This window comes from Dyella terrae, from assembly GCF_022394535.1.
In the GTDB taxonomy this organism is placed as follows: Bacteria; Pseudomonadota; Gammaproteobacteria; order Xanthomonadales; family Rhodanobacteraceae; genus Dyella.
Genome location: NZ_CP089414.1, coordinates 3946602 through 3963237, shown reverse-complemented (window position 1 = coordinate 3963237; position 16636 = coordinate 3946602). Strand labels below are relative to the sequence as shown.

The 16636-nt window shown below is 64.0% G+C and carries 27 protein-coding genes; 26 read left to right on the top strand and 1 reads right to left on the bottom strand.

Going from position 1 to position 16636, the window contains the following annotated elements; all coding sequences use genetic code 11:
* The first annotated feature begins 44 nt into the window (after window positions 1-44).
* Genes DYST_RS17340 through DYST_RS17320 form a run of 5 tightly spaced genes read left to right on the top strand, consistent with a single transcriptional unit; the run spans window position 45 to window position 1780 of the window.
* Window positions 45-491 (top strand): regulatory protein GemA, encoded by a 447-nt coding sequence (locus DYST_RS17340; protein WP_239946991.1) that lies wholly within the window; start codon window positions 45-47, stop codon window positions 489-491.
* The gene (locus DYST_RS17335; protein ID WP_239946990.1) at window positions 491-781 is read left to right on the top strand and encodes a hypothetical protein; all 291 of its coding nucleotides are present in this window, start codon (window positions 491-493) and stop codon (window positions 779-781) included. Before DYST_RS17340 ends, DYST_RS17335 begins: the two co-directional genes overlap by 1 nt.
* Window positions 782-783: 2 nt before the next feature.
* On the top strand, window positions 784-978 hold the full coding sequence (locus tag DYST_RS17330; RefSeq protein WP_239946988.1) for a hypothetical protein: 195 nt from the start codon (window positions 784-786) through the stop codon (window positions 976-978).
* Window positions 978-1340, top strand: coding sequence for a hypothetical protein (locus DYST_RS17325; RefSeq protein ID WP_239946986.1), 363 nt, complete (start codon window positions 978-980; stop codon window positions 1338-1340). The genes DYST_RS17330 and DYST_RS17325 overlap by 1 nt, the downstream gene beginning before the upstream one ends.
* A 44-nt stretch (window positions 1341-1384) precedes the next feature.
* Complete coding sequence (locus DYST_RS17320; RefSeq protein ID WP_239946985.1) at window positions 1385-1780, top strand: Mor transcription activator family protein; 396 nt, start codon at window positions 1385-1387, stop codon at window positions 1778-1780.
* Between the two features lie 3 nt (window positions 1781-1783).
* Here DYST_RS17320 and DYST_RS17315 read toward each other — a convergent pair whose 3' ends face one another.
* Entirely contained in the window at window positions 1784-2278 is a 495-nt protein-coding gene (locus tag DYST_RS17315) for a hypothetical protein (protein ID WP_239946984.1), read from the bottom strand.
* A 236-nt stretch (window positions 2279-2514) separates the two neighbouring features.
* Between DYST_RS17315 and DYST_RS17310 the strand changes: the two genes are divergently transcribed.
* From DYST_RS17310 to DYST_RS17215, 21 genes are all read left to right on the top strand, one after another.
* On the top strand, window positions 2515-2841 hold the full coding sequence (locus tag DYST_RS17310) for a putative holin (protein ID WP_239946981.1): 327 nt from the start codon (window positions 2515-2517) through the stop codon (window positions 2839-2841).
* On the top strand, window positions 2838-3563 hold the full coding sequence (locus DYST_RS17305; protein ID WP_239946979.1) for a transglycosylase SLT domain-containing protein: 726 nt from the start codon (window positions 2838-2840) through the stop codon (window positions 3561-3563). Before DYST_RS17310 ends, DYST_RS17305 begins: the two co-directional genes overlap by 4 nt.
* Window positions 3560-4006, top strand: a complete 447-nt coding sequence (locus DYST_RS17300) for a hypothetical protein (RefSeq protein WP_239946976.1) — start codon at window positions 3560-3562, stop codon at window positions 4004-4006. Before DYST_RS17305 ends, DYST_RS17300 begins: the two co-directional genes overlap by 4 nt.
* A 1-nt stretch (window position 4007) precedes the next feature.
* The gene (locus DYST_RS17295; RefSeq protein WP_239946972.1) at window positions 4008-4217 is read left to right on the top strand and encodes a hypothetical protein; all 210 of its coding nucleotides are present in this window, start codon (window positions 4008-4010) and stop codon (window positions 4215-4217) included.
* Window positions 4123-4503: a TraR/DksA C4-type zinc finger protein gene (locus DYST_RS24380; protein ID WP_428993924.1), complete on the top strand. Its 381-nt coding sequence runs from the start codon at window positions 4123-4125 to the stop codon at window positions 4501-4503. Before DYST_RS17295 ends, DYST_RS24380 begins: the two co-directional genes overlap by 95 nt.
* Window positions 4500-4853 (top strand): DUF2730 family protein, encoded by a 354-nt coding sequence (locus tag DYST_RS17290; RefSeq protein WP_239946971.1) that lies wholly within the window; start codon window positions 4500-4502, stop codon window positions 4851-4853. Before DYST_RS24380 ends, DYST_RS17290 begins: the two co-directional genes overlap by 4 nt.
* Window positions 4854-5159 (top strand): VpaChn25_0724 family phage protein, encoded by a 306-nt coding sequence (locus tag DYST_RS17285; RefSeq protein WP_239946970.1) that lies wholly within the window; start codon window positions 4854-4856, stop codon window positions 5157-5159.
* 5 nt (window positions 5160-5164) lie between these two features.
* On the top strand, window positions 5165-5716 hold the full coding sequence (locus tag DYST_RS17280) for a phage protein Gp27 family protein (protein ID WP_239946968.1): 552 nt from the start codon (window positions 5165-5167) through the stop codon (window positions 5714-5716).
* Window positions 5713-7344, top strand: coding sequence for a hypothetical protein (locus DYST_RS17275; RefSeq protein WP_239946967.1), 1632 nt, complete (start codon window positions 5713-5715; stop codon window positions 7342-7344). The genes DYST_RS17280 and DYST_RS17275 overlap by 4 nt, the downstream gene beginning before the upstream one ends.
* The gene (locus DYST_RS17270) at window positions 7341-8867 is read left to right on the top strand and encodes a DUF935 domain-containing protein (protein ID WP_239946965.1); all 1527 of its coding nucleotides are present in this window, start codon (window positions 7341-7343) and stop codon (window positions 8865-8867) included. Before DYST_RS17275 ends, DYST_RS17270 begins: the two co-directional genes overlap by 4 nt.
* A gap of 168 nt (window positions 8868-9035) precedes the next feature.
* Window positions 9036-10289, top strand: coding sequence for a phage minor head protein (locus DYST_RS17265; protein ID WP_239946964.1), 1254 nt, complete (start codon window positions 9036-9038; stop codon window positions 10287-10289).
* A 10-nt stretch (window positions 10290-10299) separates the two neighbouring features.
* A complete protein-coding gene (locus DYST_RS17260; RefSeq protein ID WP_239946963.1) occupies window positions 10300-10881 on the top strand; it encodes a phage virion morphogenesis protein in 582 nt (193 codons plus the stop codon).
* A 244-nt stretch (window positions 10882-11125) separates the two neighbouring features.
* A complete protein-coding gene (locus tag DYST_RS17255) occupies window positions 11126-12262 on the top strand; it encodes a phage protease (RefSeq protein WP_239946961.1) in 1137 nt (378 codons plus the stop codon).
* A gap of 36 nt (window positions 12263-12298) precedes the next feature.
* Complete coding sequence (locus DYST_RS17250) at window positions 12299-12634, top strand: capsid cement protein (protein WP_239946959.1); 336 nt, start codon at window positions 12299-12301, stop codon at window positions 12632-12634.
* A gap of 53 nt (window positions 12635-12687) precedes the next feature.
* Window positions 12688-13647: a hypothetical protein gene (locus tag DYST_RS17245; RefSeq protein ID WP_239946957.1), complete on the top strand. Its 960-nt coding sequence runs from the start codon at window positions 12688-12690 to the stop codon at window positions 13645-13647.
* Window positions 13648-13733: 86 nt separating this feature from the next.
* Window positions 13734-13952 (top strand): hypothetical protein, encoded by a 219-nt coding sequence (locus DYST_RS17240; RefSeq protein ID WP_239946955.1) that lies wholly within the window; start codon window positions 13734-13736, stop codon window positions 13950-13952.
* A gap of 9 nt (window positions 13953-13961) precedes the next feature.
* The gene (locus DYST_RS17235) at window positions 13962-14471 is read left to right on the top strand and encodes a DUF1320 domain-containing protein (RefSeq protein ID WP_239946953.1); all 510 of its coding nucleotides are present in this window, start codon (window positions 13962-13964) and stop codon (window positions 14469-14471) included.
* Entirely contained in the window at window positions 14468-14911 is a 444-nt protein-coding gene (locus DYST_RS17230; RefSeq protein ID WP_239946951.1) for a phage tail terminator protein, read from the top strand. The genes DYST_RS17235 and DYST_RS17230 overlap by 4 nt, the downstream gene beginning before the upstream one ends.
* A gap of 4 nt (window positions 14912-14915) precedes the next feature.
* Window positions 14916-15254: a DUF7210 family protein gene (locus tag DYST_RS17225; protein WP_239946949.1), complete on the top strand. Its 339-nt coding sequence runs from the start codon at window positions 14916-14918 to the stop codon at window positions 15252-15254.
* Window positions 15251-16030 carry a hypothetical protein gene (locus tag DYST_RS17220; protein ID WP_239946948.1) on the top strand — a complete coding sequence of 260 codons (780 nt, stop codon included), beginning with the start codon at window positions 15251-15253 and terminating at the stop codon, window positions 16028-16030. The genes DYST_RS17225 and DYST_RS17220 overlap by 4 nt, the downstream gene beginning before the upstream one ends.
* Window positions 16030-16530, top strand: a complete 501-nt coding sequence (locus tag DYST_RS17215) for a DUF6631 family protein (protein WP_239946946.1) — start codon at window positions 16030-16032, stop codon at window positions 16528-16530. Before DYST_RS17220 ends, DYST_RS17215 begins: the two co-directional genes overlap by 1 nt.
* Window positions 16531-16636 lie beyond the last annotated feature (106 nt).

Here is a 16636-nt window from a genome sequence, read left to right as displayed (position 1 = left end):
CGATCCCAGCAGGCCGGACGGAAGTGGGTTCCGAGGAAGCGGCCATGACGGTCACAACGACATCCGCCGCATCAGCGCGGCGTAACAAGCAACTGGCGGCCATCCACGTGATGGCCGTCAAGCGCCTGCACCTCGATCGCGATACCTACGTGGCATTGCTTCAGCGCGTTGGTGGCGTATCCAGCGCAGCCGACCTCGATGCGAAGGGCCGTTCCCTGGTATTGGACGAGATGCGGCGGCTTGCAGGCGAAGCCCAGAAGAAGATGCAGTCGGCGATCGAGCTACCGGACGCTCCCCAGAACGTAAGGGACGAGCTGGCAGCAATGGTCGGGAAGGTAAGCGCCATTCTGGCCGAGCGCGGCAAGCCGTGGGCCTACGCGCACGCTACGGCCAAACGCATGTTCCGCGTCCAGCGCGTCGAGTGGCTCAAGCCAGACCAACTGCATCGCTTGGTGGCGGCGCTTCAGATCAATGCCAATCGGAGGAAGTGATGGCTACGAAGCCAAAGAGCGAACAGATGTGCGTTTTCAAGATCGGCTACCGCGACTACCTCATGCCAGCGGCTGCTGGCATGAAGGTCGTGCAGCTTCTCACGCAAGCTGTTGAGTGCGAGGAGCACTACGAAGGAGATCTCGAATTCGTCTATGTGGCTGGCGACCAGGTGAACGTCTCCTATCGCAACGTGCGGTCAGGTCAGATCCACATGCCGGACGGCCAGGTCATACCGAAATCTCGCCGGCTCACTAAGCAACCGCTCCCCCTCGGCTTTGAGAGGGAATGATCATGCACCGGGAAGAAGTCGAGGAGAGGAAGAGGCGCTGGCAAGAGCTGTGGCGCACCCGTTTCCAGCGTGAGGTCTCGACGATCCGGCCCGTCTACCAGGGCATCGTCCATTCGCTTCTCAAGCGCGCCTATTACGCCGGCACCAACGATGAGCGGCGCAAACACGAACCAACGCAACTAGGGGGATACGACTGATGAGCGACGAGAAAGTCATCCATATCTTCAAACCGAGCGACGATCTTCCGCCGTGTCCGATGGAAGTGAAGAGCTCTTCGCCTGTGTTTCACTGCAACCACCGTTCGCTGCAGATCGACACGCATGAACGAACTGTACGTTGCGATGCGTGCTGCGCAATGCTCGACCCATTCGACTATATCGCACGCAACGGGCAGTCCTTACAGATGGCTTGGCGCGACTATCGAATCGTCCGAGACCGCATCAAGGCGTTGAACGAAAGCGTCGAACGCCTGGCCCGGGAAGAGAAGCGCCTTAAGGCTTCTATCCGGCGCACCAAGCAAAAGATACCTGATCGCCTAGATGTTCGTGGCGAGCCGTAATGCGGCTTGCCGCTCGTATTTGACTTACCTATTCGGAGAACGCAGTGTCGGATCTCTTTGAGGACGCCGCCACCGATGCCTCTCTTGCGGGCATCGAGCCCCCCAGCGACCGCTGGCCGTCGACGCTTGCGGAACTGGTCGACGTGCTCCGGGCATTGTTTGTCAAACGAGGTCGCTCAGAGGATGACGCGATCAGCGAAGCCCAGCAGGCGGCGTTGGCGATCGGCGAATACCTCGGTGGTCGCCAGATCTATCTTCCTTGTGGAGATTCTCTGAGGGGCGCCCTGCGCGATCGGCGCATCTACCTGGAATACAACGGGCGAAACAAGGCCGATTTGTCGCGGCGCTACGGGATCACCGAGCGCCGCGTGGAACAGATTGCGGCTGAGCAGCGGGTCATCTTCCTGCGGAAGATGCAAGGAAGCCTGTTTGATAGCTGAGCATCAGCGCAGATAAGTAGCGATTGTCCATACATCAGCGCTCGCGCCTTTGATCATCGCTCGGATCTTGACCTCTCCCGAAATGGGATGGCGCTCGATGACTGAAACTTGCTGCACGTCCGAGCCAGTTGTGGCGCATCTACGAAGGAATGAGTCGGCCTCATTTTGCTGCGTCGTTGCGGATTGCTGATTGGCTACTGCCTGCGTCGCCTGAGCTGATGAGTTACCTGAGAGCTGACCAGCTGCCCTGATTCGATCTTCTTGCGCGGTCATTTCGGCTAGCGTTCCGTTAGCCTGACCGGACAACTTGTAGAACTTTGCTGTGGCGTCCACCCGCTTCATCACCACGCTACCGGGCTGCCCCGCAAGGTTTGGTTTTGCCAACATTGCCAGCGGTTCAGGCGTCTCGCAGACAATGGCGTCGCCCTTAAGCTCATCGGCATGCGCCGAAACTGCTGCCCCAAGAAGGGCCAGCCCCAACAGCATCGCAAGCTTCATGATGTTCCCCTTGTGACTTGTGGCGCGGATGTTACTGCGAATATGCTCGGCGGCGTGTAGGGCACTCCTGACACCAGCAATTGGTGGCTTCCTACAGCGAAGTTTTTCGTTCCCTTCCGAACATACCCATCCCTGATCCTGACGGCACGGCGCGTTACCCCCTTGGCGCGCCTGCCTCGCCGGCGCGGTACTCCTCCCCCTGGTACCGCGCCGGCACCTCTCATCAGGAGACCCGGATGTCGAACCCTAAAGACGCTTTGCGCGCCGCTTATCAGCGCTTTGCCGCCATCATCGATGACGGTGGCCGCATGTTGCTGTGGGCATTGTTCTCTGTACTTCTGCTGGCGCTGATCGGTGGCTTCATCAATCCGGCCAAGTTCGGCTCCTATCTCTGGGTGATCAGCAAGCTGAGCCTGGCGGCAGTGCTCGGCTACGGCTTCGACCGCGCTGCCTCCTGGAACTCGCGCCCGAATCAACTCGACGGCCTGGAACGTTCGATGGCTCAGTCGCGTCGCGCGCTGGTGATGGCGGCCGTGATCGTGGCAGCAGGATTGATGCCGTGATCGGCGGTCTCCTCCTGATCCTGTGGGGTGCCATGTGGCTTGTCGCTGGGTGGACCGCGCAGCGGATGGGCCTGAAGCTTCCGCGCTGGCGCGAGTGGACGCCGTATTTCCTCCTACTCGCGGGTGTCGTGATCATCTGGCTCGGTGCTTCCAGCGCCCATGCGCAGACAGTACGTATCCCGGATGTTTCCGCTCGCCTTCGACTCCAGGTCGAACAGGCCTCGGCGGAGGAATGGGGCGTTGATTCGTCACCGGCAAGGCTCGCCGCGCAGTTGCACCAGGAATCGGTATGGAACGCAAACGCCAAGAGCCCGGCGGGCGCCGAGGGCCTCGCTCAGTTCATGCCGGCGACGGGACGCTGGCTGTCCGCGAAGTTCCCCCAGCTTGGTCCCTACGATCCGTGGGATCCCGCCTGGTCAGCTCGCGCCGCCGCTGTCTATGACCACTGGCTCCTGACACGCAACCCAGGACGTGGCGCATGCAGTAACTGGGCTTTTGCCCTTAGCGCATACAACGGCGGCGAGTCGATGCTGCGCCGTGAACAGGCACTTGCCCAAGCCAACGGCCGCGATCAGCTTCGCTGGTTCGATAACACGGCGGACTACCGAGTCCGCAGCACCAGCGCCTTTCAGGAGAACCGTGCCTACGTGAAGCGGATCCTTCTCACATTGGAGCCCGCCTATGTTGCCGCTGGCTGGGGCGGAAAGGCGGTGTGCACATGAGCCTGCGCGAGATTGGCATTGAACTTGTCCTCGTGGGAGCGGTTGCCTTCAGCGCGTATGCCATCGGCGATTCGCATGGCTTCAAGAGCGCCACTGCCGCTTCGAGCGCCAAGGTGATCGATGCCGAAGGGAAGGCACGAGCAGCCGACGCCCGTGCCCAGGCCTCCGCCTCCGCGCTGGACAACATCAAGCGATCGCTCGATGCACAGAAGCGCTCCGCCGAAGTAGCAAAGCAAGTGGCCGACAAAGCGCTCATCGAGCGCGACGAGACAAACGCCAAGCTGGCCACCGCCATTCGCCAGCGCCAGAACGCCGAAAGGAAAGCCGCCCATGAAAGCCCCGACTGCGCCGAACTGGTGCGTATGCCTCTGTGTCCTGCTGTTGCTCAGCGGTTGTTCCAGCCATCAGGCCAAACCCACACCGCCCCCGCCGTCAGTCATTGAGGTGCCAGTACCGGCCTATCGGCCCGTCGATGACAAGCTGACCGCACCGATCGCTGAACCCAATCCGCCCGCCTCGAACTGCACGTATCTGGGCGTGCCAGCCGTTTGCCTGATCGATGCGCTGCTGTGGGTTGAGGACTGGCGCGGGAAGCTCGAAGAGGCGAACTCCGACCGCGCCACCACCAAGACCATCACTACGCCACAACCATGACCGACTTTGGACAGCAGGGATCTTTCGCAATGGGGAACGCTGCGTGAGCGATGACATGGACCGCGCCCAGGAAAGCGAGGCCGCTGATCGCGAGCGTGCGCTGCGTCTCGCAGCCGAGCGTATAGCGGCGAGCTTTGAGCCACGAAAGGATGGCATCGAAGGCCTATGTATCGATTGCGACCTTCCAATCGAGCCTGCGCGCCTGATCGTGCTAGCAGGGAAAACCAGTCGGTGCGCGAGCTGCGCGCACGACTACGAACAGCGTAAACGGATGCATGGCCGATGAGCGACACCGTTTCCACCGTCGTCATTGGATTGCTGGTGATCAATTTGCTGGGGTTGCTGGCCGTTGGCTGGCGCATCAGCACGCAATCTGCGGATGTGCGAGGCCTTACTGACGATATCGGCACGCAGTCTGCGGACGTGCGTGCACTCACGACCGACAACCGCCTACTCGCTGATCGCCTCACTCATCTCGAAGCGCGCGTGAACACGATGCCGACGCATCGCGACCTCACCGACCTGCGCGATGACATCAGCGAAGTCGTGGAGAGCGTCGCAGCGATCAGCGGTCAGACACAAACCATGACTCAGATGCTCAAAAGCATTCAGGACCATCTTCTGGAGAACAACTAGATGAAGACCTTTGCTGATCGCCTGCGCGAGGATCGCCGACTGGTGATCCTGCGGCTCCTGTCGGAGCAGCCCGGGTATCGCTTCAACAGCTCCAACCTTCGTGCCGGCCTGCAGTACCTCGGTGTGCTGGCCACGCGCGATGACGTGGCCACCGACATTCACTGGCTGCGCGACCAGGGATTGCTGGAGCTTCAGCCGATCCCGGAGGTAGATGGCCTCTACCTCTGCACCCTCAAGCCGCGCGGCGCCGACGTGGTCGCTGGCGAATGCACGGTGCCCGGCGTCAGCCGGCCCAGCCCCCGGTAACGCCGATGCCACGCCAGAGTTCCATCAAACGCCTACCGGCCGACCAGCGCGCCTATCTGGAGAAGCTGCTGCGGGAGGACAAATACACGCTCGATGAGCTGCTGGCCAAGGTGGCCGAGCGGTTCCCGAGTGCGGACCTCCCCAGTCGCAGCGCCCTCGGTCGATATAGCCAGAACCTCGGCGAGCTCGCCGGCCGCATGCGCGATATCCAGGCGGCCAGCAACGCCCTGGTCTCCGAGCTGGGCGAGGATCCGAACGACCGCGCTGGCCAGCTCCTGGTGCAGGCTGTGACGACGCTGGCCACCCACGCAGCGCTCAAGGCCAACGACGCCGAGGAGGAACTGTCGATCAAGGAAATAGCAGCCTTGGCGCGTGGCGCTCGCAACGTCCTAGAGGCGCGCAAGATGAGCCTGGCCGAGCGCCAGGTGATCGCGAAGGAAGCCCGCGAAGCGCTGGCCAGGGAGCAGGAAGAGAAGCTCGCTGCCACGGTGAAGGCTGGCGGCCTAAGCGCTTCGGCCGCCGAAACCATCCGCAAGCAGATCCTGGGAATTGCATGACCAAGGATCTCACCAAGCGCCCGCTGGCCAGCACGCTGCACGAGCAGCTGAAAGCGGACATGCCGAGCACGGTCGATAGCGACGTGCCAGCGGCGTTCCTGCCGTACCAGCAGCGCTGGGTCGCGGACAAATCCGACTTTAAGGTCGCTGAGAAGAGTCGTCGAACGGGTCTTACATGGGCCGAGGCTGGCGATGACGTGCTGATCGCCGGTGCCGAGCGCAGTGCCGGCGGCATGAACGTGTATTACATCGGCTACAACATGGACATGGCCATCGAATACATCGAGGCCTGCGCCATGTGGGCGCGCATCTTCAACCAGGCGGCCGGCGCGATCGAGGAAGGCGAGGAGCTGTTCGAAGAGGGCAAGGAAGAGAAGTCGATCAAGACGTACACGATCCGCTTCGCCTCTGGCTTTCGCATCGTCGCGCTGTCCAGTCGTCCCGCGAACCTGCGCGGTAAGCAGGGCGTCGTCGTGATCGATGAGGCGGCGTTCCACGGCCAGTTGGAGGAACTGCTCAAGGCGGCGATCGCTCTGCTGATGTGGGGCGGCAAGGTCCGCGTGATCTCCACGCACGACGGCACCGACAATCCGTTCAATCAGCTGGTCGACGATATTCGCTCGGGCAAGCGCCTGGGCAGTCTGCACCGCATCACGTTCGATGACGCGTGCGACGAAGGTCTGTATCAGCGCATTTGCCTGCGTCAGCAGAAGGACTGGACGCCAGAGACCGAGACGGCGTGGAAGGCGGCTATCCGCAAGACCTACGGCGATGCAGCGACGGAAGAGCTCGATGTGATTCCGTCCCAGGGCTCCGGCTCCTGGTTGACGGGCACGTTGATCGAAGCCCGGATGAGCAGCGGCGGCAAGGTACTGCGCTATGCGTGCCCGGAAGGCTTCGAGCGCGAGCCTGACGCACACCGCCGCGATGTCATCCAGAAGTGGCTCGACGATGAAGTGGCACCGGTGCTGGCGCAGCTCGATCCCGATCTGACCAGTGTCGTCGGCGAGGACTTCGGTCGCAGCGGTGACCTTTCGGTGATCACGGTGGGCCAGATCCTCAAGGATTTGACGCGGCGCGTGCCCTTGATGCTGGAGCTGCGGAACATGCCGCATCGCCAGCAGGAACAGATCCTCTATTTCGTGTGCGATCGCCTGCCGCGCTTCAGCAAGGCCGCGGTGGATGCACGCGGCAATGGCAACGCGGTCGCGGAGTTCCTCGCCCAGAAATACGGCTTTGGTCGCATCGAGCTCGTGATGTTCACCGAGAACTGGTACCGCGAGCAGATGCCGCCGCTCAAGGCCGCGTTCCAGGACGCCATGATCGAGCTGCCCAGAGACGCCGACACGGCATCCGATCTACGTCTGGTCAAGTTGATTCGCGGCGTCGCCCGCGTGCCGGATGAGCGATCGACCGGCAAGGACGGCACGAAGCGCCACGGCGACTCCGCGATCTCTATTGCCCTCATGCATTACGCCAGCCGCAACCTCGGCACGCCCATCGAGTTTCAGAGCGCAGGCCCGCGTGCCTCCTTCGACATGATGCAGGACAGCCCAGGCATTCGATTCACGGACACCGGCTTCGGCACCGTGCCAGGCCATAACGACTTCGGTGGCTTCATCTCATGACCGACACCTACCAGAACACGCCACCGGTGCCTGAACAGCACCGAGAGATTGCCACCATCGGCATGGGCCGCGACATTACGCGCGGCTACCTTGGCCCGCTGCTGGTGCCGCAGGACCGCCTCCTCAATCGGCGTGGCGACGACTACCGCGTCTACGAGAACGTGCTGAGTGAGCCGCAGGTGCAGACGGTGCTGCAGCAGCGCCGCTTGGCCATCACGCAGTGCGAGTGGCGCGTGGATCCTGCCTCCGAAGCGCGCGTCGATAAGCAGGCCGCTGCATTCGTGGAGAAACAGCTACAGCAGATCGGCTGGGACAATGTGACAGGCAAGATGCACTACGGCGTGTTTTACGGCTACGCCGTTGCCGAAGCTATCTACGCCCGCGATGGAAGCAAGGTGACTCTCGATGCGATTCGCGTGCGCAATCGACGCCGCTTCCGTTTCGACAAGGATGCCAAGCTGCGCCTGCTGACCTACGAGAACATGGTGCCGGGCGAATTGTGCGAGTCGCCGTATTTCTGGAACTTCGCCACTGGCGCGGACAACGACGATGAACCGTATGGACTCGGCTTGGCGCATTGGCTCTATTGGCCGACGCTGTTCAAGCGCAATGGCCTGAAGTTCTGGCTCACGTTCCTGGAGAAGTTCGGCATGCCCACCGCCGTGGGCAACTATGACCAGGCCGCGACGCCCGCCGAACGTGCTGCGCTGCTGAGTGCCACGCTGGCCGTGCAGACCGACTCGGGCATCATCCTGCCGAAGGGTATGGAGCTGACGCTGCTGGAAGCGGCGCGCTCCGGCACCGCCGACTACAAAGCTCTCGACGACAAGATGGACGAGATGATCGCCAAGGTGGTGATCGGCCAGTCCATGACCAGCGAATCGCGTGGTGGCCAGTACAAGAGCGAGATGCAGCACGACGTGCGCCAGGATCTCGTCAAGGCCGACGCAGATCTCATCTGCGAGAGCTTCAACCTCACCATCGCCCGCTGGCTAACCGCCTGGAACTTCTCCTCGGCACAGCCGCCGCGCGTCTACCGTGTGGTCGACGAACCGGAGGATCTGAAGCAACGCGCCGATCGCGACAAGGAAGTGGCCGGCATGGGCTTCAAGCCGTCGCTACGCTACATCCAGGACACCTACGGCGGCGAGTGGGTCGAGAGCGCGCCTCCCGCTACCAACGTCACCCTGGATCTTCCGCCGGGCGCGGATCCCACCGGCAAGCCTGGCGATGTCACGCCTGGTGCGGCCGCCTCCTTCGCCGAGGGGACCAACCCAGTCGATGCCGCCTCGCGTATGACCGACAACCTCGATCGCGCGATGCAGCCGGTGATGACCCGTTGGGTGGATCAGCTGCGCAACCTGGTCGAGAAGGCGACGTCGCTTGAAGAGCTGCGCGACGCGGTGCTCAAGCTGCAGCCCAGCATGTCGCTCGACGACTACAGCACCATCATGGGTCAGGCGCTCGCTGCCGCGCACCTGGTGGGCCGCCAGGACATTGTGGACGCTGCAGGTGGCGCATGAACGCCACGCTCAGCGAGCGCAACTGCCAGCGGAAGATCCGGCACCACAGTGAGGCGAAAGCCCTGCGTGCCGCTGCGCGTGTCGCCGGGAAAGCCCGGGTTCGCCACCTTCGGGTCTATCGCTGCCCGCACTGCCAGGGCTGGCATCTGACGCGGAAGGCGCAGGACCGTGGCTGACGCCTCCATCAAACTCGCATCGCTGCCCTTTCAAGAGCAGATCGCGTTCTTCCGACGCAAGCTCAATCTGTCCACGAACGCGTGGACGGATATCTGGCAGGAACAGCACGACCACGCGTTCGTGGTGGCCGGTGCCAATCGCGATGATCTGGTGGCCGACTTCCGAGACGCCGTCGACAAAGCGATCAGCCAGGGCGGCACGCTAGCATCGTTCCGTAAGGACTTCGATCAGATCGTCGAGAAGTACGGCTGGAGCTACAACGGCGGGCGCAACTGGCGCAGCCGCGTCATCTACGAAACCAACCTTCGCACCAGCTATGCGGCCGGCCGCTACGAGCAGTTGCAGGCGGTCAAGGCGCTGCGTCCCTTCTGGCGTTACCGGCATAGCGACAGCGTGCTGCATCCGCGCCCGATGCACCTGGCGTGGAACGGCCTGATCCTGCACGCCGATGATCCGTGGTGGCAGACGCACTTCGCGCCGAACGGCTGGGGTTGCGAGTGCACCATCGAGTCGCTGAGCCAACGGGATCTGATCCGTCTCGGCAAGCACGGTCCTGACACGGCACCGGCCGACGACATGCAGGAAGTGACAGTCGGTTCGAAGGGGCCATCACCGCGCGTCGTGGAAACCCCGGCCGGCGTGGATCCCGGCTTCGGATACACGCCAGGCGCATCCGCCTTCGGTAACCAAGTCGTGGACACGCTGGCCAAGTCGGCACGGTTCCCGGCCGACGCAGCGGCGCGGAGCGCGGCTGAGGTGCTATCGAACACCACGGCAACACGTGCGCTCGATGCGCAATACGGGCAGTGGCTCAAGCAGGCAGCGATGCCGGCGTCGTCTGAGCTATCGACCATCGCGGGGGCGCTGTCACCGAAGGTAGTGACGGCATTAGCCGAGGCCGGGATAGAGCCCGCGACTGCGGCCGTCACCATGCAGGGTTCGGTGGTCACACACACACTCGACAACGCCGACCGCACCGGCCTTCCCAAGGCAGCGCTACGCGTGCTGCCCCAGGCGCTCAGGCAGCCGCTAGCCGTACTGCTCGATGCGCGGCAGCGGCTCCTGGTCTATGTGGCCGACGTCGCGAATGGTCGGCGCGCGGCGATCCATGTCGGCTACGAGCTGCAGGGCACGCAGGCTACCGACCTGACGAACGCCGTGCGAACCATCGGTGCGCTCGACGAAGCCGCACTGCAGTCCTCCAGGGAATCTGGCGACCTGGTGCTGATCGACGGCGCGCTGTAGGAGATTTGCGATGTCAGGTGCTCAGATCGAATTCAACGGCCGCGCCGCGATGGTGGCGATCCAGGGCGTGGCCAACGCATTGGATAACACCGAGCCGTTGATGCGCTCGATTGGCGAATACCTGCTGATCGCCCACAACGAACGCTGGGACGCGAAGGCCTCGCCCGATGGCGTACCGTGGGCTTCGCTCTCGCCGCGTTATGCCAGGCGCAAGGAGAAAGCACGCCCCGGCGCACCGCTGCTGGTGTATGACAACCTGCTGCGAGGCACACTGCGCTATCAAGTCCAAGGCAATGAGCTGGCCTTTGGCACAGATCGACCCTACGGCGCCATCCAGCAGTTCGGTGGTTCTATCAGCATCGCCGCTCGCTCTCAGCAGGCGTACTTCCATGCCACCAAGGATGAAGTGCAACCCCTGTTCGTCAGCAAGCGAAAATCGAACTTCGCGCAGTGGGTGACGCTGCCGGCCTACGAGATCACTATTCCGGCACGGCCGTGGCTTGGGGTGAGCCAGACAGATAGTGACGAGATCCTGGCCATGACCCAGGAGTACCTGCAGGGTGTGGCGGCTGGCCAGGAGGACGCCGGCTAAAACCGCCCAGAAGCGCCGCTGAGCCCCCCCGGGTCGCGGCTACCCCATGCGCAACGGGTGGCTCGGCGCTTTCAAACGGCTTTTAAACGCCTTCGAAGGCCGGTCGGGGTGGTTGCTCGGCATCGACCCGGCGGCGTAGGCTTCGATCACCCCTCTTTTCGTCCCTCGGCCGTGATCGACCCGGCCCGAAAGGAGCGAAGGTTTTCGTTCTCCCTGGCGATGCCCCGGTCCCGAAACTGGCCGCATGGACATTGCCCAGCCCCTCGCCATCTTCCGTGCCGGCCGCCACACGGCCGTCGACGGCCGCCAGGTCGACGTCAGTCCGGCCGACCTCGCCGAGATTGCCCGCAACTACGACGCCGCCAACGATGGCGCGCCTCTCGTCGTGGGCCACCCTTCCATCGACGCGCCGGCCTACGGCTGGGTGCAACAGCTCCGCGTCGAGGGTGATGTCCTGCTTGCCCAGCCCCACCAGGTCGCGCCGGAGTTCGCCGAGGCCGTCAACGCAGGGCGCTACAAGAAGATCAGCGCATCGCTGTATATGCCCAACACGCCCGGCAATCCGAAGCCGGGCCAGTTCTATCTGCGCCACGTGGGCTTCCTGGGCGCCGCCGCGCCGGCCGTGAAGGGCCTGCCGGCGGCCAGCTTTGCCGAGGGTGACCAGGTCACCGTCGAGTTTGCCGACGAGAACACCAAGGGACTGGGTGCGGCACTCGCTCAGCTGTTCCGTGGGCTGCGCGCTCACCTCTCCAAGACCGACCCGTCCGTCGTCGAGACGCTGCCCGATGACGCACTCGCGTCGCTGGAGTCGTCCTCGGCCGCCACCGTGGCCACGCCGACTGCGGCGTTTGCCGAACACCACACCACCGAGGAAGAACCCATGTCGCAGAACGACCAGGCAGCGGCTGACTTCGCTGCGCGCGAAACCGCGCTCAACACGCGCGATGCCGACCTCAAGGCCCGAGAAGAGCGCATCGCCAACCAGGAAAAGCAGGCACGCCGCAATGACGCGGCCGACTTCGCCGAGAACCTGGTCAAGGAAGGGCGCCTCCTGCCGCGCGAGAAGGCGTCGGTGGTCGAGCTGCTGCTCGCGCTGCCGGGCGCCGACGCGCCGATCTCCTTCGCCGAAGGCGAGACCACCGTCAGCAAGCCGGCAGCGGACGCGTTCCGCGAGCTGCTGAAGGGCCTGCCGACGCGCGTGCATTACGGCCGCGAACTCAGCCGCGACAACGGCAGCAACGATGAGCCGGTCCATTTCGCCGCCCCGGTGGACGCCACCGTCGATCGCGATCGCCTGGCGCTCCTGGAGAAGGCGAAGGCCTACCAAGCACAGCACCCCAACACCAGCCTGGTCGACGCCGTCCGCGCGGTCGGCGGCTGATCCCCTTTCACGCCCGACACCACTCCAGGAGCGGCCATGTCTCAGAACCATCCCGTCCTTACCCTGACGCTGCAGGCCACTGCTGCCGTCAACGCCCAGACCTTTGTCGACTACACCGGTGCCACCTCAGCGGCGGGCGGCAACGCCGCCGGTGTCGCACGCACCAATGCCAACCCGGGCGACTTGTTCCCGGCCGACACGCTCGGTACCACCGTGGTGATCGCCGGTGCTGCGATCACGGCTGGCCAGCGTCTGCAGTCCGACGCCAATGGCAATGCAATCCCGAAGGCTGCCGGTGTCGCCGTCGCCGTTGCCCTGGAGGCAGCGTCGGCGCAGGGCCAGACGATCGAAGTCTCCCTGATCCCGAACTGACGCCCGGTTCGCCGACGCGCCTTCTGCCCCCCCATCGCATCGAGAGAGAGTCCATGACCACTACCGCACAGCTTTCGCCCGGCCAGGCGCGAATCGTCGATCCCATCCTGTCGCAGCATGCCCGTGGCTATCGCCAGGCGCAGCTGGTCTCCCGTCAGCTTTTCCCGCTGGCGCCGGTGGCCGCTTACGGCGGCAAGGTGATCCAGTTCGACAAGTCGTCGTTCCGCCTGGTCAACACCGCCCGCGCGCCGGGCTCCGCCACCAAGCGCATCCAGTTTGGTTACCAGGGCGCACCGTACGCCATCGTGCCGAACTCCCTGGAAGGCAGCGTGCCGCGCGAACTGATGCGCGACGCGAGCGTGGTTCCGGGCATCGACCTGGCGACTCGCGCCGTCAACACCGTCATGAACGTGATGACGCTGGGCGAAGAGGTGGCCTGCGCCAACATGGCGCGCAACGCCGCCAACTTCGACGCCAACCACAAGCTCGCACTCAGCGGCACGAGCCTCTGGAGTTCGGCTACGGGCACGCCGATCAGCGACGTGCAGGCTGGCCGCGAAGCGATCCGCTCCACGGTGGGCCTGTATCCGAACACGGCGATCATCTCGCCCAAGGCGCTGAAGAACTGCAAGGAAAACCCGCAGATCCTCGACCGCATCAAATACACCGGTCGCGATTCGGTGACGACGGCGATTCTCGCCAGCCTGTGGGAGATCCCGAACGTCGCCGTGGGTGCGGCGGTGGCGGCGGATCCGGTCACCGACGCGTTCGGCGATGTCTGGGGCCCCGACGTGGTGCTCGCCTATGTCGCTCCCTCGGGTGGCGGCGATGCCAGCGCGAACGCCGAAGAGCCGAGCTTCGCCTACACCTACCACATCGAAGGCATGCCGATGGTCGAGCAGCCGTACTGGGATCCCAACACCAAGAGCTGGGTGTACCCGGTCACGTTCGACTACACGCCGGTGCTCTCCGGCATGCAGGCCGGCTTCCTCATCCAGGGCGCTGGCAACTAAGCCGCGTCACGTCATAACCCCACGAAGCGCGAGATAGGCACCGGCCGGGAGAGCCCGGCCGGTGACCCTCCGAGGAGAAACATTCCATGTCGAAGTTCACCGTGAAGTCGACTCTCAAGCACGACGGCAAGCCGGTTCCGCTCGGCGCTGTCATCGAGCTCGACGACAACGACGAAAACGCCACCTATCTGCGTGATGCCGGCGTGCTGGAAGACGCGGCAGACGACGCCAAGGTCACCGTCAAGAAGTCGGCCGCCAAGAAGGATGACGGCAGCCAGGTACCGCCGAAGGATCCGGTGAAGTAAGCGCGCCCCGTGTATATCACTGCCGCTCAACTTGCCGAACGCCCGGGCGCCACCGAGATCGCACAGGTGGCTACCCCGGATGGCGTTCCTGTCGTCGACGCGCAGCTGATGGATGCGGTGCTGCGCGGCAACGACACCAGCGCCTGGTCGCCGGCAGACGTCGCCATCGCCAATCAGGCGATGGCGCGCGTCACGGATGCACAGACCGATGCGGATGGTTTGATCGAAGGCTTCCTGGCCAAGCGTGGTTACACGCTGCCGCTCAATCCCATTCCCAGCATCGTCACGGCGTGGGCGCGCCAGATCACTCGCTACATGCTGCACAAGGACCGCATCACGGACGCTCGGACGGACCCGATCGCTCGTGACTACCAGGACGCACTGAAGCTGCTGCAGCAGACGGCGATCGGTCAGTTCTCGCTGGGCATCGGCGACACCACCACGGTTCCAGGCATCGGCATCCCGCAGACCACGACGGATCAGACCTATCGCCCGGGTCCGTGGGAGATCTACGAGTGAACTTCGAGCCCTTCGACATCGAGCTCGCTATCACGCAGCTGCAGACCAATGCGCCGCTCCTGACGGGCGGCGTGTTTGGCGCAGTGGAGTACGCGGCGGTGAAAAGCCTCCGCGACTTCCGGCCGCCCTGCGCCTTCGTGCTGCTGGCCCGTGAGAAGGGCATCCCCAACGTCGGCAACACGACCGGTGAGCAGCATGCCGGCGTCACCTTCGGCGTGGTGGTGATCGCACGCAACTACCGCGCCTCTACGCGCGGGATCGATGCAGCGGAGTTGCTCCGGCCGCTGCTCGGTCAGGTCCGTTCCGCATTCATGGGATGGGTGCCCAAGCTCCCCGGCGCACGTCCCACCCAGTTCGTCCAGGGCGACTTGGTCGACTACGACCAGGCCAACGTCCTCTGGACCGACGTCTACCGCACCCAGCACTCCCTACAGAGGTAATCCCATGAAGATCACGTTGAAGTTCGACCACACGCACAACGGCACCGATTACAAAGCCGGCGCGCAGATCGACGTGCCGCTGATCGATGCCATCTGGCTCAAAGGCGAGGATCTGATCGAGGAAGCCTTCGACGCGATCAAGGCCGAGGCCAAGAAGCTCGCCACGAAGGACAACCCGGCTCCGCACGCCGACGAGATCGCTGCTGCGATCGATAAGGCCGATGCGAAGGCCGAGGCTGCACAGGGCGAGGTGCAGCAGATCGCCAGCGCACTGGCGGCCGCTCCGGCGGCGACCCCCACGACCGGTAGCGCGGTTGCCACGCAGGACACGAGCGCGAAATGAGCACCAACACCAATCCCCGTTTGTTCTCGTTCCAGGGGCGCGTGCTCCTGGGCACTCGCCAGGCCAACGGTGGTCCGGCATCCCTGCAGTGGGTGGGCGACGTCACGCCGTGCCAGATCAAGCTGAGCACGTCGACGGATGACGCATTCGACAGCTACACCGGCCTGCGCCAGCAGATCGGTCGCATGATCAAGCAGACCAAGTGCGATCTGTCGATGACGTTCAAGCAGTGGTCGCCCGGCGCGCTGGCTGTGGGCATGTATGCCACGCCGCTTGTCGTGGCGGGCGGCACGGTGACCGGCGAAGTACTCCCGCAGGTGGTTGCTGGCGACAACATCAAGCTGGCACAGAACGGCATCTCGGCGCTGGCCATCACCGACAGCTCCGCGACGCCGCAGACTGTTCCTCCGGCCAACTACCAGATCCCGCAGTCGCCGGTGGCCGCCAACAACAATGGCATCGTGATCATGAACAACGTCGGCACGTTCACGCAGCCGTTCAAGGCCGCGTACACCTATGCCGGTGCCACCAACGTGGCGATGTTCACCCAGCCGGCTCCGGAGCGTTATTTCGTGCTCGATGGCGTGGACACGGAGACGGGCGACGCCGTACTGATCCGCCTGTATCGCCTGCGCATCGACCCGATCAGCCAGCTCGATGTCATCAACGACGGCTATGGCAGCCTGCCGTGCAGTGGTTCGGTGCTGTATGACCCGCTCAACGCCGCCGACCCGACGCTGGGTGGCTTCGGTCGCATCGAGCGGGTGAGCACCTGATGGCCCGCAAGATGCACCCTGACGAGTCGCGGCCGGATGACGGCCGCGACGATATTTCGGTCATCCATTCCAAGCGCCAGGTGCCGATCGCGGGCCAGACGGTGGTGGTGGCTGAGTACGAGTTCGAGGAAAGCCTGGAACTCCGCCCGCTGACCAACCTCATCGTCCAGGCGCTGTATCAGGCCTTCAAGATGAAGGAGACCCTGGACGCCGATGAGGTGCTCGACGTCCTGGCGCCACACGCTGATGTGGTGGCGACACTGGTCGCCCGCGCTGCGCACGTCGACGAAGCGTGGGTTCGCAAGCTGGGCGCCCTGGACACCGAAAACATCGTGCTGACCTGGTGGGCGGTCAACCGCGATTTTTTCGTGGAGAGCGCAACGCGGCGTTTGCGCCTCGACCGGGTCAAGGCGACCGATGGGCCGACATCTACGCAACCCTCATCGCCCACGGGCACGGCGGCCCCGAGCAGCTCGGACGCTACACACGCCGCCAGTTGAACCTGTTCTACGGGGCGGCGCTCCGACGTGAGCGCCGCGCCCGCGCAGATAGGACAGAAGAGATAAACGCCGGCATGGGCGGAGGCGCGGAAGTGTCGGCCTGGCT